This is a genomic window from Epilithonimonas arachidiradicis, assembly GCF_003610695.1.
Taxonomy (GTDB): Bacteria; Bacteroidota; Bacteroidia; order Flavobacteriales; family Weeksellaceae; genus Epilithonimonas; species Epilithonimonas arachidiradicis.
Genome location: NZ_RAQH01000009.1, coordinates 85,206 through 103,918, shown reverse-complemented (window position 1 = coordinate 103,918; position 18,713 = coordinate 85,206). Strand labels below are relative to the sequence as shown.

General features: G+C 35.9%; 16 protein-coding genes. 8 read left to right on the top strand and 8 right to left on the bottom strand.

Features of this window, described 5'->3' with window-relative positions; all coding sequences use genetic code 11:
• Nucleotides 1-180 precede the first annotated feature (180 nt).
• Both BXY58_RS13960 and BXY58_RS13955 read right to left on the bottom strand, forming a co-directional pair.
• On the bottom strand, nt 181-1,911 hold the full coding sequence (locus BXY58_RS13960; protein ID WP_120214479.1) for a cellulase family glycosylhydrolase: 1,731 nt from the start codon (nt 1,909-1,911) through the stop codon (nt 181-183).
• Nucleotides 1,912-2,142: 231 nt separating this feature from the next.
• Nucleotides 2,143-4,086 (bottom strand): heavy metal translocating P-type ATPase, encoded by a 1,944-nt coding sequence (locus BXY58_RS13955; RefSeq protein WP_120214478.1) that lies wholly within the window; start codon nt 4,084-4,086, stop codon nt 2,143-2,145.
• 347 nt (nt 4,087-4,433) lie between these two features.
• Between BXY58_RS13955 and rplS the strand changes: the two genes are divergently transcribed.
• A complete protein-coding gene (rplS, locus tag BXY58_RS13950; protein ID WP_120214477.1) occupies nt 4,434-4,793 on the top strand; it encodes a 50S ribosomal protein L19 in 360 nt (119 codons plus the stop codon).
• Between the two features lie 97 nt (nt 4,794-4,890).
• On the opposite strand, the gene kbl is transcribed toward rplS, so the two are convergent.
• From kbl to BXY58_RS13925, 5 genes are all read right to left on the bottom strand, one after another.
• On the bottom strand, nt 4,891-6,084 hold the full coding sequence (gene kbl, locus BXY58_RS13945; RefSeq protein ID WP_120214476.1) for a glycine C-acetyltransferase: 1,194 nt from the start codon (nt 6,082-6,084) through the stop codon (nt 4,891-4,893).
• A gap of 79 nt (nt 6,085-6,163) precedes the next feature.
• A complete protein-coding gene (locus BXY58_RS13940; protein ID WP_120214475.1) occupies nt 6,164-8,095 on the bottom strand; it encodes a M1 family metallopeptidase in 1,932 nt (643 codons plus the stop codon).
• Nucleotides 8,096-8,176: 81 nt separating this feature from the next.
• Nucleotides 8,177-9,634, bottom strand: a complete 1,458-nt coding sequence (dacB, locus tag BXY58_RS13935; RefSeq protein WP_120214474.1) for a D-alanyl-D-alanine carboxypeptidase/D-alanyl-D-alanine endopeptidase — start codon at nt 9,632-9,634, stop codon at nt 8,177-8,179.
• A gap of 150 nt (nt 9,635-9,784) precedes the next feature.
• Complete coding sequence (gene priA / locus BXY58_RS13930) at nt 9,785-12,232, bottom strand: replication restart helicase PriA (RefSeq protein WP_120214579.1); 2,448 nt, start codon at nt 12,230-12,232, stop codon at nt 9,785-9,787.
• Nucleotides 12,233-12,364: 132 nt separating this feature from the next.
• Entirely contained in the window at nt 12,365-13,060 is a 696-nt protein-coding gene (locus BXY58_RS13925; RefSeq protein ID WP_120214473.1) for an ABC transporter ATP-binding protein, read from the bottom strand.
• Nucleotides 13,061-13,488: 428 nt separating this feature from the next.
• Between BXY58_RS13925 and BXY58_RS13920 the strand changes: the two genes are divergently transcribed.
• From BXY58_RS13920 to BXY58_RS13890, 7 genes are all read left to right on the top strand, one after another.
• Nucleotides 13,489-14,001, top strand: a complete 513-nt coding sequence (locus BXY58_RS13920; protein ID WP_120214472.1) for an RNA polymerase sigma factor — start codon at nt 13,489-13,491, stop codon at nt 13,999-14,001.
• A 49-nt stretch (nt 14,002-14,050) separates the two neighbouring features.
• Complete coding sequence (locus BXY58_RS13915; RefSeq protein ID WP_120214471.1) at nt 14,051-14,641, top strand: hypothetical protein; 591 nt, start codon at nt 14,051-14,053, stop codon at nt 14,639-14,641.
• A 79-nt stretch (nt 14,642-14,720) separates the two neighbouring features.
• Nucleotides 14,721-15,488, top strand: coding sequence for a T9SS type A sorting domain-containing protein (locus BXY58_RS13910; RefSeq protein ID WP_120214470.1), 768 nt, complete (start codon nt 14,721-14,723; stop codon nt 15,486-15,488).
• Between the two features lie 113 nt (nt 15,489-15,601).
• Nucleotides 15,602-16,015 carry a Holliday junction resolvase RuvX gene (gene ruvX / locus BXY58_RS13905; protein ID WP_120214469.1) on the top strand — a complete coding sequence of 138 codons (414 nt, stop codon included), beginning with the start codon at nt 15,602-15,604 and terminating at the stop codon, nt 16,013-16,015.
• Nucleotides 16,012-16,584 carry a peptide deformylase gene (def, locus tag BXY58_RS13900; RefSeq protein WP_120214468.1) on the top strand — a complete coding sequence of 191 codons (573 nt, stop codon included), beginning with the start codon at nt 16,012-16,014 and terminating at the stop codon, nt 16,582-16,584. Before ruvX ends, def begins: the two co-directional genes overlap by 4 nt.
• A gap of 104 nt (nt 16,585-16,688) precedes the next feature.
• A complete protein-coding gene (locus tag BXY58_RS13895; protein ID WP_120214467.1) occupies nt 16,689-17,273 on the top strand; it encodes a DUF5606 family protein in 585 nt (194 codons plus the stop codon).
• Nucleotides 17,274-17,473: 200 nt separating this feature from the next.
• On the top strand, nt 17,474-18,196 hold the full coding sequence (locus tag BXY58_RS13890; RefSeq protein WP_120214466.1) for a helical backbone metal receptor: 723 nt from the start codon (nt 17,474-17,476) through the stop codon (nt 18,194-18,196).
• 62 nt (nt 18,197-18,258) lie between these two features.
• Here BXY58_RS13890 and BXY58_RS13885 read toward each other — a convergent pair whose 3' ends face one another.
• The gene (locus BXY58_RS13885) at nt 18,259-18,705 is read right to left on the bottom strand and encodes a GAF domain-containing protein (RefSeq protein WP_120214465.1); all 447 of its coding nucleotides are present in this window, start codon (nt 18,703-18,705) and stop codon (nt 18,259-18,261) included.
• Nucleotides 18,706-18,713 lie beyond the last annotated feature (8 nt).

Genomic DNA, 18,713 nt, shown 5'->3' with positions numbered 1-18,713 from the left:
AGTTTTATTAAGTAGTCAAAAAATTATCGTTATTGTTACGAAATTTCTTCTTTCTAATTTACAAATTAATTTATTACAACAAATTACCTTATACAATATCAAGCCAAAGTCTTTCTTATAAAGAAAAAACCGAACATTTTTCAACATTCGGTTTTATTGGTTTGTTTAAAATTTAATTTTTTATTGAAGTTCGAAGTAATTAAGATTAGCATTTCCAGCTTCAAAGTACAATCTGAGTTTGTTTTCTCCTTTCGTTAAGTTGATATTATTTACAGAAACTGTTTTCCAGACTTTTCCGGTTGGAGCTAATTTTATATTGCCCAAATCATCACCATTTTCTGTTTTGATGACCAATTCTGAAGCTTGAGCGGATTCATTATTATATCTGATGTTCAACTTATACTTCTTAGCCAGATTGCTATTCACAGTATATTGCAGCCACTCTCCTTTTTCAGTTTTCCCAACATAATATTTGTTGGTGATTTTATCATTACAAGCGTAGATATCAACGCCGTCATTTCTCATTTTATTTCCGGAGTTCCATTCTGTATGAGTTCCATTACTCACCCAAAGGTTTTGGAAATCGTTATCAGAATAAGCACTTCCAAATCTTCCCAAATCATATTCCGTCGCAAAGATTCTTCCCGGCGCTTTATGGTTTTTGTAAGGTTTTGTACTCTCATCATTCACCTGGCGGAACAATGCATCGATGACATCTTTTTTAATTTCTACATTTTCCAATTTATAATTATCGGCAATCTTCATCAATGTTTTCTTGGCAAAATCTTTAGTTGGTTTAGTTCCACCATTTTTCCAGTAATTCAATAACTTCTGATAATCCGGAGTGATTTTCACATTGGTTACACCAGCGATATTATCAATCTTTTTCATTGGCCAATAAGCGTAACCGATGTTATTTTTTAATAACAATTGATTCAGTTCTGTAAACCAAACGTTGGAATTTTCTCCGGTTTCGCCTAACCAAGCTGGAACATTTAGTTTTTCTCTTAGATCGATAATATTCTGGATGGCATCTTGAGAATTAGTTGTCCAATATTTGTGAAAACTTAAAACTAAATTATCATCCCAAAGTTTTGGCAAACCATTGTAATTATTTCCCCAACCGTTACCTTCGAGAATGATGATATGCTTTTTATCAACCTGGCGAATGGCTTCCGTAATATCTTTCTGAAGCATCCAAAGTGGCGCATTAGACATCTCATCAGTTCCGTTAGGATTTTTTCCTGTGAATGGATAGTTAGGTTCATTAATCAAATCGTAGCCGCCAATCCATTCCTTATCTTTATAGCGTTCTGCCAGTTTTTTCCAAAGCGCGATTGTCTTTTTCTGATTCTCTTCGCTTTGCCAAAGATTAGGTTTTGACTTGTCGTTATCCGAGATATTGGCATCGTTGCCTTGCCCTCCCGGTGCCGCGTGAAGGTCGAGAATCAGATAGACTTTGTTATCCTCGCACCATTTCAGGAGATTATCCGTCATTTGGAAACCTTCTTCCAGCCAAGTATTTTGCCCTTTCACAGGTTCTTTTTCGATTGGTAAAGTATAAAGGTTATAATGCATCGGAAGTCTGATGGAGTTGAATCCCCATTTTGCTAAAGAATCGATGTCTTTTTTGGTAATTCCGTTTTTGAGATAAGCTTTATAGAATTCGTTTTTTCCATCTTCGCCGGCCACTTCTGCAATCTTTTCTTTGATTTGATATTGAGGTCCGGCAAAATCCGCCGTCTTCAGCATATAACCTTCCTGCAGCATCCATCCGCCCAGTCCGAGACCTTTCAGATAGACATTTTCTCCTTTCTCATTGACAATTTTCTGACCTTGAGACTTCAAAAAGCCTTGAGATGTCCCAAATTGAGACAATAAAAGTGTACAAAACACTGCAGTTTTTAACATAATTTCATTTTCAACTAAGATAGAATTATTTTCTCAGCGGACAAATGATTTTGAAAAATTAAATTTTATGAAGATAATTGAGAATGATCGAATATGATTTGCAGATTACTTTTTTAAAATGATTATCTGAAAACGTATGTTGTTCTCACAGATTTCGCAAATTATGCAGATGAAAAATCTGCTAAATCAGCCAAATCTGCGAGCGTAATTAAACTATGTAAAAAAACTAGATTAATCGAACTTCATATTTTGAATTCTAACCGCATTGAGAATCGCTAACAAGGCAACACCAACATCTGCAAAAACGGCTTCCCACATATTGGCCAATCCTCCAGCTCCGAGAATTAAAACAATAATTTTTACTCCAAAAGCCAAACCAATATTTTGATAAACAATTTTCTTGGTGGCTTTCCCAATTTTGATGGCAGTCGCAATTTTAGAAGGCTGGTCTGTTTGAATCACAACATCCGCTGTTTCAATCGCAGCATCGGAACCTAATCCTCCCATTGCTATTCCGACATCACTCAAAGCTAAAACGGGCGCATCGTTGATTCCGTCTCCGACAAAAGCGATAACTTCTTTCGGATTGCTTTTCAAATTTTCCAGTTTTTCAACTTTTCCTTCCGGAAGCAAGCCTCCAAAAGCAGAATCGATTCCTAGTTTTTTTGCAATATTCTGAGTCAGAGAATCTTTATCGCCGCTTAACATCACCGTTTTAATACCATTATTTTTCAGATTGTTGATAGCCAATTCTGAATCATCTTTTACTTCATCAGAAATTGTGATGTAACCTTTATATTCGTTATCAATAGCTAAAACAACTGTTGTCTCTACAATTTCTTCCAAAAATTCCGGATAATTGATATTGAAAGTTTTCAGAAGCTTTGTATTTCCGGCAAGAATCCTTTGCTGGTTGATAACCGCCTTGATTCCTTTTCCGGAAAGCTCCTCTACAGATTCGGGAATCTGATCAGAAGGATGAAACTCTGAAACTGCTTTTGCAATAGGATGTGTAGAATGGCTCTCAACCGATGATAAAATAGATAGAAAATCGTCTTTCGAAATGTTCTCCGGAACAATATCCTGAACTTTGAAAACACCTTTTGTCATTGTTCCGGTTTTGTCCATTACAACCATTGTTACATTCGCAATAATATCCAAAAAGTTGGAACCTTTGAACAAAATCCCGTTTCTGGAAGCAGCGCCAATTCCTCCAAAATAGCCTAAAGGAATAGAAATCACCAAAGCACAAGGGCAAGAAATCACGAGAAAAACCAAACCTCTGTAAAGCCAATCCCTGAAGATATAATTCTCAACAAAAACATAGGGAACAAGCGTTACCAAAAGTGCTAAAACGAAAACAATTGGTGTATAGATCTTTGCAAATCTTCTGATGAATAATTCAGTTTTGGCTTTTCTGGAACTTGCGTCCTGAACCATCTGGAGAATTCTGACGATTGAGCTGTTTTCGAAAAGTTTTGTCGTTTCAATTTCAACGACTTGGTCTAAGTTCAGCATTCCGGCAAGAACTTCTTCAGATTTCTGGATGGATGACGGTTTGCTTTCGCCTGTCAAAGCTGATGTATTGAGACTTGCTTTTTCAGATAACAAAACACCATCCAACGGAATCTTCTCTCCTACTTTCACCCGAATCTTTTCCCCGATTTTGACATCTTCCGGAGAAATGGTTTTCCAATTTCCATCCCGGAAAACAGTGGCTTCTTTTGGACGAACGTCTAATAATGATTTGATATTATTTCGAGCCCTATTAACAGCGGATTCCTGGAACATTTCGCCGATTGTATAAAATAGCATTACCGCAACACCTTCCGGAAATTCGCCAATGGCGAAAGCACCGATGGTGGCAATTCCCATCAGGGAAAATTCATTGAAGAAGTCTAATTTCCTGGCCAATTCAAATGCTTCTTTGAATACTAAAAATGCTACTAAAATATAAGACGCAAAATACCACCCGAAGCGCAGCCATTGATTGCCTGTAAACCAATCGACTCTTAACCAGAAATCTAAAAATAAACCTGAAAAAAATATAATGAGACTAATGATTAATCCTGTTTTTGAACTGCCATGAGAATGGTCGTGGTCACTGTGATTATGCTGATGGGAATGTTCCTGATGTTGATCGGTCTCGCAACATCCACTACTACAATTTGCCATAATTTATATTCTGTCTAAACAAAGTTACATTTTTAATGAAATTACTGTTCCATTTGCTAATATGATTTTTATGAGAAAGTGTGAATAGTGGCGTAGCTGCGTAAGGGATAGTAACGGAAATCCTTTTTTGCGCCGGCCTTTGTGGTTGGAAAAAAGATTGCAGTGGATAGCCCGACCCGGGCGGCGGCTGATTCGCTGGCGAGGGATACGTCCAAAAAAGTTAAATTTAATTCTCAGATTGTATTGTTGTTATGAAAATTATTTTTATTTTTGCAACCTGTTAATCAACCTCTGACGAAGGACGTGAATGTTGCTTAGCTTGACAAAACAAATTTTTTTTATAAAAAATGGATTTATTAAAGTACGTACAGGACAAGTACATTACGAAAAAAGAATTCCCAGAATTCAAAGCCGGTGACACCATCACTGTGTACACAGAAATTAAAGAAGGTAACAAAACCAGAACGCAGTTTTTCAAAGGAACTGTGATCCAATTGAGAGGAACTGGTGCTACTAAAACGTTCACTATCAGAAAAATGTCTGGTGATGTTGGTGTAGAGAGAGTTTTCCCAATCAACATGCCTGCACTTCAGAAAATTGAAGTTAACAGACAAGGTAAAGTGAGAAGAGCGAGAATCTACTACTTCAGAGACCTTAGAGGTAAGAAAGCAAGAATCAAGGACAAAGCTTACGGCGGTAAGAAATAATCCAGATTTTCTTCTTAAAATATAAACCAGCAAATCAAATTTGCTGGTTTTTTTGTGCAATAAAAAGCTTACAAATTCTTGTAAGCTTTTGTTTTACTTAGATAACTCCTAACTCTTTCCCTACTTTTTCAAAAGCTGCGATGGCTTTGTCCAGATGTTCTCTGGTGTGTGCTGCAGATAGTTGAACTCTGATTCTCGCTTTTCCTTTTGGAACAACCGGATAGAAAAATCCGATGACATAAATCCCTTCTGACAAAAGCTTCTCGGCCATTTCCTGAGATAATTTCGCATCATAAAGCATTACCGGAACAATCGCTGCGTCGCCATCCGGAATATCAAAACCTTTGGCCTTCATTTCTTTTCGGAAATATTCTGCGTTTTCCATCACCTTATCTCTCAGTGAAGTATTATTAGAAATCATTTCCAAAACTTTGGAAGCCGCACCAACAATTCCGGGGGCCAATGAATTGGAGAACAAATACGGACGGGAACGCTGTCTCAGCATATCGATGATTTCTTTTTTCCCAGATGTAAAACCACCTAAAGCGCCACCCAAAGCTTTCCCAAGAGTTGAAGTAATGATATCAACTCTTCCCATAACATCATTCGCTTCGTGTGTTCCGCGTCCTGTTTTCCCGATGAATCCAGTGGCGTGAGAATCATCAACCATAACTAAAGCATCATATTTTTCCGCTAAGTCACAAACACCTTTTAAGTCAGCAACAATTCCGTCCATAGAGAAAACGCCGTCAGTCACAATAATTTTGAATCTGTGATTTTTTTCAGAAGCGGCGATCAATTGTGCTTCCAGATCTTCCATATTATTGTTTTTATAGCGGTATCTTGCGGATTTACACAACCTTACTCCATCAATAATAGAAGCGTGATTCAATTCATCAGAAATGATTGCGTCTTCTTCTGAAAATAATGGCTCGAAAACACCGCCATTCGCATCAAAACAAGCAGCGTAAAGAATGGTATCTTCCATTCCCAGAAAATTAGAAATCTTAGCTTCCAAATCTTTATGAATATCCTGAGTTCCGCAAATGAAACGCACCGACGACATCCCGTAACCGTGAGAATTGATGGTATCTTGCGACGCTTTCATCACTTCCGGATGGTTTGATAATCCCAAATAATTGTTGGCACAGAAGTTCAAAAGTTTTTTCCCACCCACTTCTATCTCTGCACTTTGCTGCGATGTGATGATTCTTTCTTTCTTAAAAAGTCCGTCGTTCTCTATATTTGTTAATTCGTTTGTGATGTTCTCAAGGAATTTTTGTGATATCATTTTTATTGATTTTCGATTTTAACAAAAATAAAAAAAGCGCTGTAATAAAGCGCTTTTTTGTGATAAATTAACTTTTGAGTTATTCTTTAATAATTTTAACCGATTGGTTATTGAATTTCAAAATGTAAGTTCCTTTGACTAAGGTAGAAATATTGATTTCTGAATCTGGATTTGAAATTCCTTTCTTAATTAATTTTCCATCAACTGAGAAAATCTCATAATCTGTCGAATTTTGTAAACCGGAAATTTTGATGAAAGTTTTAGCTGGATTTGGATAGACACTAATGTTTTTTTGATTGATGTCATTAACAGCGAGGTTGTTATCTTTTGTCACCGTAGAACCTTTTGTAATGATTTGTTTTTCATAATTGAATTCTACATTTGTCACATCAAAAGTCACATCTTGCGTAAAATATTGATTGTTGGAAGTATGATCCAAAACAAAATAAGCGGTTTGTCCTCCAGAGCCTGAAACTTTGATTGGTAAAGGCAATTCAAAAAAACTAACTGTAGATGAGCTTCTCGTCTGTCCAACTTGAAATGTTAGTTTTTTGCTTGTGGTATTTTGATTCCACTTAATTTGATAGGATGGATAACCTTCTCCATAAATCCAGTCATTAAAAAAATCTGTAAACTCTCTTCCTGTGTATGCGCTCAAAAAATCTCGAAAATCATTTGTCTTAACGTAATTATAGGCAAACGCTGGATTATTTTGATACGCTTTTAACATTGCATAGAATTGATCATCGCCTAAAATCCATTTGATCATTCTAAGAACATAACCACCTTTTGTATAAGTTAATCTTCCGTTGAAAATCCTGCCAGAATTTAGGTCGCTGTCTGGGATATAGACGCTTCCATTAGGCGCACTTGTAATCTCATCCATTTCGTTTTGTAAATAACTTTGAAATTGAGCAGGCGTCATCAATAGTTTTTCGTAAACCAAGTATTCTCCCATTGTCGCAAAGCCTTCATTCAGCCAAATATCGTTCCAGGCACCGCAAGTCAACTTGTCTCCAAACCATTGGTGTGCTAATTCGTGAGCAATCAAATCCAATCCATAATAACCCATTGACGTCATTGTAGCATGCTCCATTCCACCGCCCCAGTTGAACTGCATATGTCCATATTTCTCATTGCGATAAGGATACAATCCAAAATGATCTTCGAATGTTTGCATACTGGTTGCTGTCCAATTGAGATTAGCCTGCGTGCCCGATGTTGCCCAAGACGGATAAACGTAATTGAGGAAAGGAAAAGAACTATTTGTAGTTGTGATGGTAGAATTTAGTTTTGTATAATTGGAAATTCCTAAAGCAAAAAGATAAGCCGGAATTGGGTAATTAGTTTGCCAATACGTCAATTTTCTGCCATTCCCTAAAATTGTTTCTGACATCAATTTCCCATTAGAACCAACAGTGTATTGAGCTGGAGTGGATATTTTAATATCCAGCTTTTCAATCTTATCGTTCATACTTTGCTTTGTAGGCCACCATTGTTTTGCACCAAATGGCTCTGATAGAGTCGCTAAAATCGGATCTCCGGCTGGCGTAGTCGTAGCAACAAAAGCATTTTCAACAGTTGATGGAATTCCGCTGTATGTGATAGATAAAGAATCTGTTGTTTGAGCAGTTAATGTTGACGCAAAATTAATTCTAATTTCATCCGTACTCAATTGCTGAAAAGTCAAATCCTGGCCGTGGTATTTTACATTGGAAACCGTCAGATTGTTCTTTAAATCAAAATAAATATCGGGCGAATTCTGCAGCATCTTGAAATGCGATGTCACTGTTCCAGAAATGTATTGTTGTGTTGGATCCAAATCTAATTCTAATCTGACATATTGCAAATCATAGTTCAATGTATTAGGATTGACGTTAACATCCAAAATAGACTTCAGATTAGTCCTTTTTTCGGATTCGATAATTCCTTTCCTATCAATATTAAAAGACTGGCTAAAAAAAATAGTATTAGAAAATAAAATGACAAAGAGTAAGTAAAACTTTTTCATAAGACTGGTGATTTTCAATTCAAAGCTACAAAAAAAACTCATCCCGGCGAGATGAGTTTTTAATTTATAAAAGATTGATTATTACAAATCTAAAGTCGGATCCAGCAACTGTTCCATTCTGTCTTTGACCTGAGCTACAGAACCTGAAAATTTATTAATCAATAAAGAAAAAGCCAACGTTTTATTACTTCTGGTTTTGATATAACCTGCCAGGCATTTTACACCATTCAATGTTCCTGTTTTAGCAAAAATTTGTCCGTTGGAATTCACCATAAACATATGCTTCAAAGTTCCAGATTGTCCTGCGATAGGCAAAGATTCGAAATATTCTTTATAATAGGGCGACTTCATCATCTTGGCCAAAAATTTAACCTGAGAAATAGGTGTCACAGTATGTGCTTTTGATAATCCGCTTCCGTCCATATAATTCAGTCCATTCAAATCAAAACCGATTGATTGCAGATGCTCAGTTACGGCCAATCTTCCGGATTCTACCGTTTGATCACCCAACTTCTGGAAACCATTTGATTTCAGCAATGCTTCAGCATAACCATTATCACTTCTTTGATTGGTGTAATTAACGATTTCTGCCAAAGTCGGTGATTTATAAGTCGTCAGAATTTCTCTAGGTTCAGGCTCTCTGTCAACAATCTTAGGTGTGACTTTTCCTGAAACTGCGATTTTATTTTTAACCAAGCTTTCTCTCAATTTATTAGCCAAAAAAGCAGGCGGTTCAGCCACTTTTGTCGTTACCCAAGCCCCTTCAAATTTATCTGCGTAAACCAATTTGTTGGCATAAGGCGAAATATAAAAGTATTTTTTCTGTTGATTGAAGGGATTATTTGACTGGTTGATCAACAATTTCTCATTTCTCGGGTCAATATCTTTGGTCGTTCCCACAGGTAGGAAATAATTTTTTTGCTCCAGCCAAACAATATTTTGAGGTAATTCTGATGTTTTGTTTTCTTTAAAAATCGCAGTCTGGATAATGATATCGCCCGTAATTTTCTTAATTCCTTTTTGCTGAATCGCATCCAAATATTGGCTAACAATTTGTCCATAACTTGCCGCTCCTCCTCTATTTCCGCCCAAAGACGGGTCGCCACTTCCAACGATGTAGAGATTTCCTGTCAAAACACCATCAACATCAATACTTCCCGAATATTCTAACTGCGTGTTCCATCTGTACTTTGTCCCTAATAAAGAAAACGCCGTTTCTGTGGTTAATAATTTGGTTGTAGAAGCTGGGATAAGTGGTGCTGTTTCGTTGTAAGCCGTTACAATTTTTTCGGTTTTGGGGTCATAAACCACAAATCCCCAATTCGCATTTCTCAGAACCGGGTCTGTAAACATCTTATTGATATTAAACTCGATTTGCTCTTTCGGAGACAACAGCGCCTTTTCTGCGGTGATATCCTTTACAAGATTCTGCTGATCAGCAACTTGTGGAAATGTAGAAACTGCGACGCTCCCTTGCGAAAACACAAATGAGGAAAAACCAATTGCGATGATTGAAAAATAATTTTTGATTTTATTCATTCTCAAAACAATTACAATTTTTATTGAATTTTTATTAATTAAGGTTTAAGATTGTCTAATCTTATTATCATAACTAAGTAAAGTTAGAGAATATTGCCGTCGATTTACGGATTAACCGTAATAAAAAATCTGAAAAGCCGTTAAAAATTGTTAAAAATCAACAAATAAATCTTTTTTCACAGATTTGTAGGCTGTGATTTCATCAAATTCATCAAAAGATTTCAGAAGCAATTCTTTATAGATTCTGTAGTTTTTGTTTTTGGGGAATTTGAGAAGAATCTGATACTGATAAAGGTTATTAAGCCTTGCTATAGGCGATTTCTCCGGACCAAGAATGCATTCTTCCGGAATATATTTTCTGAGAATCGAGCCCAAAAACTGAGAAGCTCTGTTTATTTTGTCTTCTTTCCTGTGTTTCAGTTCAATCATTATTAATTTCACAAATGGTGGGTAAAGAAACTTTTTCCTTTCATCTAAGAAGTAATTATAAATCTCTTTAACATCCTGATTTTTAATCAATTCAAAAACCGAATGCGACGGATTGTAAGTCTGAATCAGAATTTTTCCATTCCCCGAGGTTCGTCCTGCTCGTCCTGCAACTTGAGTAATCAATTGATAAGCTCTTTCTTCCGCACGGAAATCCTGAACGTGAATCAGAGAATCTGCTTTTGGAATGGCGACCAATTCAATATTATCAAAATCTAAACCTTTAGAAATCATTTGCGTACCGACCAAAATATCGGTCTCACCGTTTTCCAGTTTTTCATAGAGTTTCTCGTAAGCAAATTTCTTTCGCATCGAGTCCACATCCATCCTGTCCACTTCCGAATCAGAGAAGATATTTTTGGTTTCTTCTTCGATTTGTTCAACGCCAACACCTCTTGTATTCAGGTTTTCACCGTGACAGCTTGGGCAAATTGTTGGCTTTCCGGAACGATGGCCACAATAATGGCATTTGAGTTCGTTAGAAGCTTTGTGATAGGTCATTACCACATCACAATTACTACAATAAGTGACGTGGCCGCAAGTTTCACATTCGATGACATTGGCATAACCACGGCGATTATGAAGAATAATGGTTTGTTTTTTATGGTCGAGTTGAAGGTTAATTTCGTCAATCATTTTTTGACTGAAATTCCCAACGATTTTTTTCTGATTTTGTGCTTCTTTGATATCAACGATTTCAAATCTTGGCAAATCCACTTTTCCAAATCTTTCATTAAGAACCACATAACGCAACTTATCCTTCATCGCCAGATCATAGCTTTCTAAAGAAGGCGTTGCTGAACCTAAAATCAATTTGGATTGATAAAATTCTGCCAACATCATCGCAGAATCTTTCGCGTTGAAAAAGAAATGCTGGTCACGTTGTCTGTAAGCCGAATCGTGCTCTTCGTCAACAATAATTAATCCCAGATTTTCAAAAGGTAAAAACAAAGAATTACGAGTTCCAATGAGGATTTGAAGTTCATTTTTCTTGATTTTTTTCCAAACTTCAACTCTTTCAAAATCTGTCAGTTTATTATGATAAAAACCTAGTTTTTTGCCGTATTTTTTTTCCATACGGATTGTGATTTGTTTGGTCAAAGCAATCTCTGGCAAAAGCAAAAGAACATTTTGTCCAGAGTTGATACAGTCTTCAATCTTTTCAAGATAAATGTGTGTTTTTCCCGATGAAGTCACGCCGTGGAGCAACACATTTTTGCCTTCTTCAAAAGCTTTATTGATTTCTGAAATCGATTTTTTCTGATTCTCGGTCAGTTCTTCAATTTCTTCGATTTCACCTTCGTAAGAATCGATTCTGTCTTTTTCCAAATAATATTCTGTAACCCAACCTTTTTCTATCAAAGATTTAAGTTGTTGATTGACAAAATTTCCTTCATCAAAAACCAAAGATTTCCTGATTGGATTTTCGGGATTATCAATTTGTTTTGAAAGGATATTGAGGAAAAGGTCTTTTTGTTTTTTAGCTTTATCCAGTTTCAAAAGAATCATTGCCAAGTTCTCTGAAACCAAAGCTTCATCATTGACTTTCAGGTAAGCAATTTCCTTCGCCTTATATTTTTCAGTGATTTTTTCATCCACAGAAATATATCGTTCATCAATCAGCGCATTGATGGTTTTGATGATCTCCTTTTTGGGAATGAAAGCTTCAATCTCCTGCAGATTTAACATTTGTCGAACTTCCAAAGCTTGGAGAAGATAAGTTTCGTTCGCATCCAGATTTTGCCAGTCAATGGTTCTTTCGGATAGCAATCTGACATAAGTTTCGCTTTCCAACTTGAGAGAAGATGGAAACGCCAAACGGTAAATTTCGCCCAGATTACAGAGATAATAGGAACTGAGCCAACTCCAAAAATCCAACTGTTGTTTTGGAACAATTGGTTGATTGTCCAAAAGATTGATGATTTCTTTCGGAACAAAAGTTTCTTCAAAATCATTGAATAATTCCGCAACAATTCCCGTATAGATCTTCTTTCCACGAAACGGAACCAAAACACGCATTCCGACTTCAATCTTATCCAAAAAATCTGCTGGAACTTTGTACGTGAAAGTTCCTTTAAGATTGAGTGGAAGGATGATTTGGGCGAAGTTCAATTTTGTTGTTGGTTGATTGATGAAAGAAATAGTTTTAAAGTCTTCGACTCCGTTCAGACTGACATCTCGATAAATCAAAGTTGATTATTTAGCATTGTCACGCTGAGCGGAGTCGAAGCGTTTAAACGATAATCAAACCGTATAACTTTGGAAAGCTTCTTCAAGACTTTCAAATTTTCCTTTAAATTCCGAAATCGGAGAATCCTGTAAAATTTTTCCTTGATGAATCAAAATCACGCGCGAACAAAGCGCTTCAACTTCCTGCATAATATGTGTGGACAAAATCACAGTTTTTTCTTTTCCGATTTCTTTGATGACATTTCTGATTTCGACAATTTGATTTGGGTCAAGTCCATTCGTTGGTTCGTCGAGAATCAACAAATCCGGTTCGTGAAGAATGGCTTGCGCTAACCCAACTCTTTGTTTGTAACCTTTGGAAAGCTGGCTGATTTTCTTTGATTTTTCTGGTGTAATCCCAACCAAATCGATAACCTGCTCTACCCTTTCTTTTTTGATATTATGAAGATTCGCAACGAATTGCAGATATTCTTTCACGTACATTTCGTTATAAAGTGGATTATTTTCCGGAAGGAAACCTATTTTCTTTTTGGATTCGATTTCGTTTTCTGAGACGTTTTTTTCGTCCAAAAGAATTTCCCCTTCATCAATTTTCAGAACGCCTGTTATGGATTTCATCAGCGTGGATTTTCCGGCTCCGTTGGGGCCGAGTAATCCGATAATCTCGTTATTGGCAATCGTTATGTTGATATCATTAAGCGCAACTTGCTCTCCGAATTTTTTAGTCAGTCCTGAAATTTTTAAAGACATCGATTATATTTATAAATGATAAGTGATGAATGATAATTGATTCACAAAAATATGAAAATTGATTGGTTTTATTTTAACGCAAAGAACCTAAAGATTTTTATACAACATCAAACATATTTTTGAAGTTCACAACGCAATGAAAGTATTCTAATTTACTTTGACTGTCTACTTAATACCTTTGATTGTTTACTCAACTCTTCTGATTGTCTACTCGAGACCTCTGACAGTCTACTTGACTCTTGTAACAATCTACTTGACCTCTGTAATAGTCTACTCGACTCCTGTAACAATCAACTTGGCTTCTGTAACAGTCTACTCGACTCGTGTAACAACCATCTAAGCTAATTTTCCATTGATTCACCCTTCACTTTACTTTTTTTGTAACAAATTTTTGATATCATTACTAACCGAACAGAGTTAAAACAAAAATGGGTTCATCTGAGAAAGAATTTTTAGAGAAAATCGATAAACATAAAGGAATCATCTTCAAGATTTCCAAAATGTATATGGATAATCGTGATGATCAAAATGACCTTTTTCAGGAGATTGTTTATCAGGTCTGGAAGTCTTTTTCGACATTCGAAGGTAAAAGTGAATTCTCAACCTGGCTTTACAGAATTGCGCTTAACACAGCAATTATCTTTCTGAAATCTGAGAAAAAACGGAACTTCATTCAAAATGATGATGTCTCACTTTACAAAATAAAAGAAGACGAATACAACCACGAAGACGAACAAAAACTGAAAGTGATGTACGAATCTATCCAAAAACTGAACCCGATTGACAAAGCTCTGATCTTCTATTACCTGGAAGATTTCTCGGGGAAAGAAATGGCAGAACAAATGGGAATCTCGGAAGGAAACGCAAGAGTGAAGCTGAACCGTGCGAAAGAAAAGTTAAAGGAATTAATTAATAAAGAGGCTTCGAGAGCATCAGCCTGACAGCCAACAACTCAGCTCAGACCAACTATCAACTATAACTATCAAAGATATGGACTTAGATAATCTTAAATCACTTTGGAATAAAGAAGATGTTTCCGAAACACCGGAAATCTCTACTGAAAGACAAAAAGAAATACATCTGCCTCTGGAAAAAATCAGAAAAAATATGCGCAATGAATTTTGGTCAACCATTATTCTTTTACCAATAGTTTTAATCGCCATTTGGTTTTTCAATATACCATTTCGTTTTAGGCTTTACATCGAAGTTCTGGTGGCCTCAATGACTTTGGTGACGGTTTTCTTCTTTAGCAAATTCTTTAAACTTTATAGGGAAATCAACAATCCGACTTTAGGAACTTATGATTCTCTGAAGGATTTATTTCACCAATTTGAATTGAATAAGCAATATTACCTTTCGTTCTATCTGAGTTTTGTTCCATTTTTTGTTTGTGAGATCATCATCATTACAGAATCGATTCCTTATTCACATCAATATACAGACGGACTATTAGCTGTCAAATTCATCATTTCTATTTTGTTTGGATTATTTGCACTCTATTTTTTAGGAAATTGGTGGTTTCAGCATTTTTATGGAAAATATATTGATAAAATCAAAAAACTGGTTGAAGACTTAAAATAAAAATATATATTTTTTTTGTATTCTAAAAATTAATAAGTTAAATTGCTACTGATTTACAGCATAATAAACAATTATTAATATGAAAAAAATATATCTGCTTAAAAGTTTCCTGCTGGTTGTATGTTTAATAATATTTGGAAATATAGAAACGAAGGGACAAAATTTAACCCTCAATTTCGATGAGCCATTTGGCACAAGAAGCTGGACAGAAGATGGGTACAATTGGAGCTGGGATATGTCCGGCTGGGATAACATTAGAAACTACAATCCTAAAAGCGGAACAGGACACGGCGCAACCGCCAGTGAGTATAGTTCAAAACTCAGCACAACCAAAAACATCAATATATACGGAGTCTGGATATATTGTTTTATAAGTAATACTAATGATTTAGAATACTTCAATTTAAAAGGATATGATATCAACGGAAATGTCTTATACTCCAAGTCCCTTCCTCCTTCAACCTTCTTCCCAAATTCTGGTTATATATACATTGATTTAAATTGGACTAATGTTAAAAGTTTTGCTGTAGAATACAAAAAGGGAAGTCAGGCAACATTTTCACCGGCTGTCTATTATGATGATTTGGTTTATTCTATCAATGAAACTCTGTCAGCAGAGGACGCATCTAGTGAAGAAGTTTCAATATATCCAAACCCCGTTAAAAAAAATCTTATAATAGACACCAAAAAATCTTTCTTATCTGTCGAAATCTATAATGCGAGCGGGCAGCTTCTGAAAGTATCTAATAGCAAGAATATTGATCTATCAAAATTGGAAAAGGGCAATTATGTTGTAAAAATCAAAACAGAGAACAATGTTATTTCTAAAAAAATTATAAAAGAATAATTTTTACAATTATCCGTCATAGACCCTCCAGTTCAAACTTCTGGAGGGTTTATTTTTAAACGAAGAAAAAACCAATTTTCGTAAGCTGAAAATTTTTGTAAATTTGCAGACTTATGGGACAAATCCTGGCAATAGACTACGGAAAAGCAAGAACAGGAATTGCTGCAACAGACGACTTACAAATCATTGCAAGCGGACTGACGACAGTTGAAACTCCAAAACTTGTAGATTTTTTGAAAACTTATTTTTCTGAAAATAGCGTGGACGAAGTTGTCATAGGACTTCCTACAGATTTGAAAGGAAATATGTCCGAAATCGAAACTGAGATTCAGAAATTTATTTTGGTTTTCGAGAAGGAATTTCCTGAAAAAAAAATCAATCGCCTGGATGAGCGTTTCACTTCCAAAATGGCTTCTTTTTTCATCAGCCAAAGCGGAAAAAACAAAAAACAAAGACAGGAAAAAGGATTGATTGACAAAGTAAGCGCAACGATATTGTTGCAAAATTTTTTAGACCAGAAAAGATGATTCTACCAATTAGAGCCTTTGGCGACAATGTTTTGAGAAAAAAAGCTCACGATATCGACAAAGATTACCCTGAGCTACAAACCCTGATCGATAATATGTTCGAAACGATGAACGGAGCGAACGGCATTGGTTTGGCTGCGCCTCAGATTGGCTTGGACATCAGACTTTTCATCGTGGATGTTTCACCACTTGCGGATGATGAGGATTACGAAGATATCGCGGATGAGCTGAAAGACTTCAAAAAAGTTTTCATCAATGCTAAAATCCTGGAAGAATCCGGCGAGGAATGGAAATTCAACGAAGGTTGCTTGAGTATCCCGGAAGTTCGTGAAGATGTGAAGAGGAAATCAACCATCAAAATAGAATATTACGACGAAAATTTCGTTAAACATACCGATACATTTTCTGACATCAGAGCCAGAGTGATTCAGCACGAATATGACCATATCGAAGGCATATTGTTCACAGATCACTTAAGCGCTTTGAAGAAAAAAATCGTCAAAGGAAAACTACAGAAAATTGCAAACGGAGACGTTAGCGTGAGTTATAAAATGAGATTTCCTAAGTAGCTGGAAGATGGATGCTGGAAGTTTACAACTTTGAAAACATCAGACATCCATCATCGAACATCAGACAATTTAAAATATAAAATATACTAAAGAAAAATATTAAAATGCAGTTAGAAAAAATTATTTCAATCTCCGGAAAACCGGGACTTTTCAAATTGGTTTCCCAGCTTAAGAACGGATTCATCGTTGAGGATATCAGCACCAAGAAAAAGGCGAGCATCTCGAACTCCAGCCAGGTAAGTCTTTTGGACAACATCGCAATGTTCACATTTGATAAAGAAGTTCCTTTGTTCGAAGTTTTTGAAAATATTGCAAAAAAATACGACTACAAACCAACGATTAACCACAAATCTTCCAGCGAAGAACTAAGAGCTTTTATGGCTGAATCTCTTCCTAACTATGATGTGGAAAGAGTTTATGAGTCTGACATCAAAAAATTGGCTCAGTGGTACAACTTGCTTCAAAAAGCGGGTTACATAACGCCTGAAAGCTTTTTAAAACCAGAAGTTCCAGCTGTAGAAGTTGCTGAAGAGCCAAAAGCTGAGGAAAAAGCTGAAAAAGCAGAGAAAAAACCTGCTGCTAAAAAAGCGCCGGCAAAAAAAGCTGCTGAAAAGACAGAAGAAGCTAAAGAAGAAAAAGCTCCTGCTAAAAAACCGGCTGCTAAAAAAGCGACTAAAAAAGAAGATTAATTTGATATGATAATGAGTTGATGTGATGATTTGAAAACTCTGCAATTCATTTATCATTATTAATTTCAGAATATTAAACTCTCTCAGAAATTCTTATTTTTGAGAGAGTTTTTTTTATATTTAAGGTCTTCGAGAGCCTCAGACTGACATCTCGAGAAATTAATTACTGTCACGCTGAGCGAGTCGAAACGTTTTATTTTATGAGAGTTATTTCATTAGTTCCCTCGATTACGGAAGCTTTGTTTGATTTGGGTTTAGCGACCGACGAAATTGTTGGTCGGACAAAATTTTGTATCCATCCAAAAGATTTGGTCAGGGAAGTCGAGATTATTGGCGGAACAAAAAACCTTAACCTTGATAAAATTAAATCTCTGAAACCCGACCTCATCATTGCTAACAAAGAGGAAAACGTCAAAGAACAGGTTGAGGAATTGATGAAAGATTTCAGAGTTTTGGTAACGAATGTTGATACTCTGGAAGACAATTATTATCTATTGAAACAACTAGCGCATCTATTCGGAAAAGAAGAAAAAGCACAGTTTTTCAATCTGAAAACTTATGAAGCTTTTGACATTACTAGATCTGAAAAACCTTTAAAAGTCGCCTATCTGATTTGGAAAAATCCTTATATGACAGTCGGCGGCGACACTTTTATTTCGAGGATTTTGGAAGAACTGGGATTTGAGAATCTGTTCAAAAACCAGAAACGATATCCAGAAATTCAGTTGGAAGATTTGAAGGTTGCTGATCTGATTTTTCTTTCGTCCGAGCCTTTTCCTTTTAAAGAACAACATATTGATGAAATCCGGGAAGTCTGTCAAAATCAGAAAATATTAATTGTGGATGGTGAAGCTTTTTCCTGGTATGGAACACACTTGGCAAAGTGTGGGAAATATTATAGAGAATTGCTAAAAAATGTTTAAAACCACAAAAGTCACAAAAGATAATATTAAAAACTTTTGTGACTTTTGTAGTTTTTTATAAATTACAAAATCTTTGCAACCTCCTCACAAAGCCAGTTCAGCAATTCTTCATCTTCTTTTGTGAATGGATCAATTTTATGGCTGTCGATATCGATTTGTCCGATGTTTTCGCCGTTTTTGAAAATCGGAACTACAATCTCAGCTTTCGTATCGATGGAGCAAGATAAATAATTATCCTGTGCGTTGACGTCGGGAACCACAAAAGTTTCTCCGGAAACCGCAACCTGACCGCAAATCCCTTTCCCAAAAGGAATAATAACGTGATCTGTCACAGCTCCAACGTATGGACCCAAAACCAACTCATCTTTGTCGCCATTTTTGAAGTAAAAACCCGTCCAGTTATAGTAATCGATTTCTTTGTCCAAAACCTGACAGATTTTCAGAAGCTTTGTATTTGTATCTTGTGGACTTTCCAATATGACGGAAAGTCTTTTTTTAAGTTCTACCATTTTGTAAT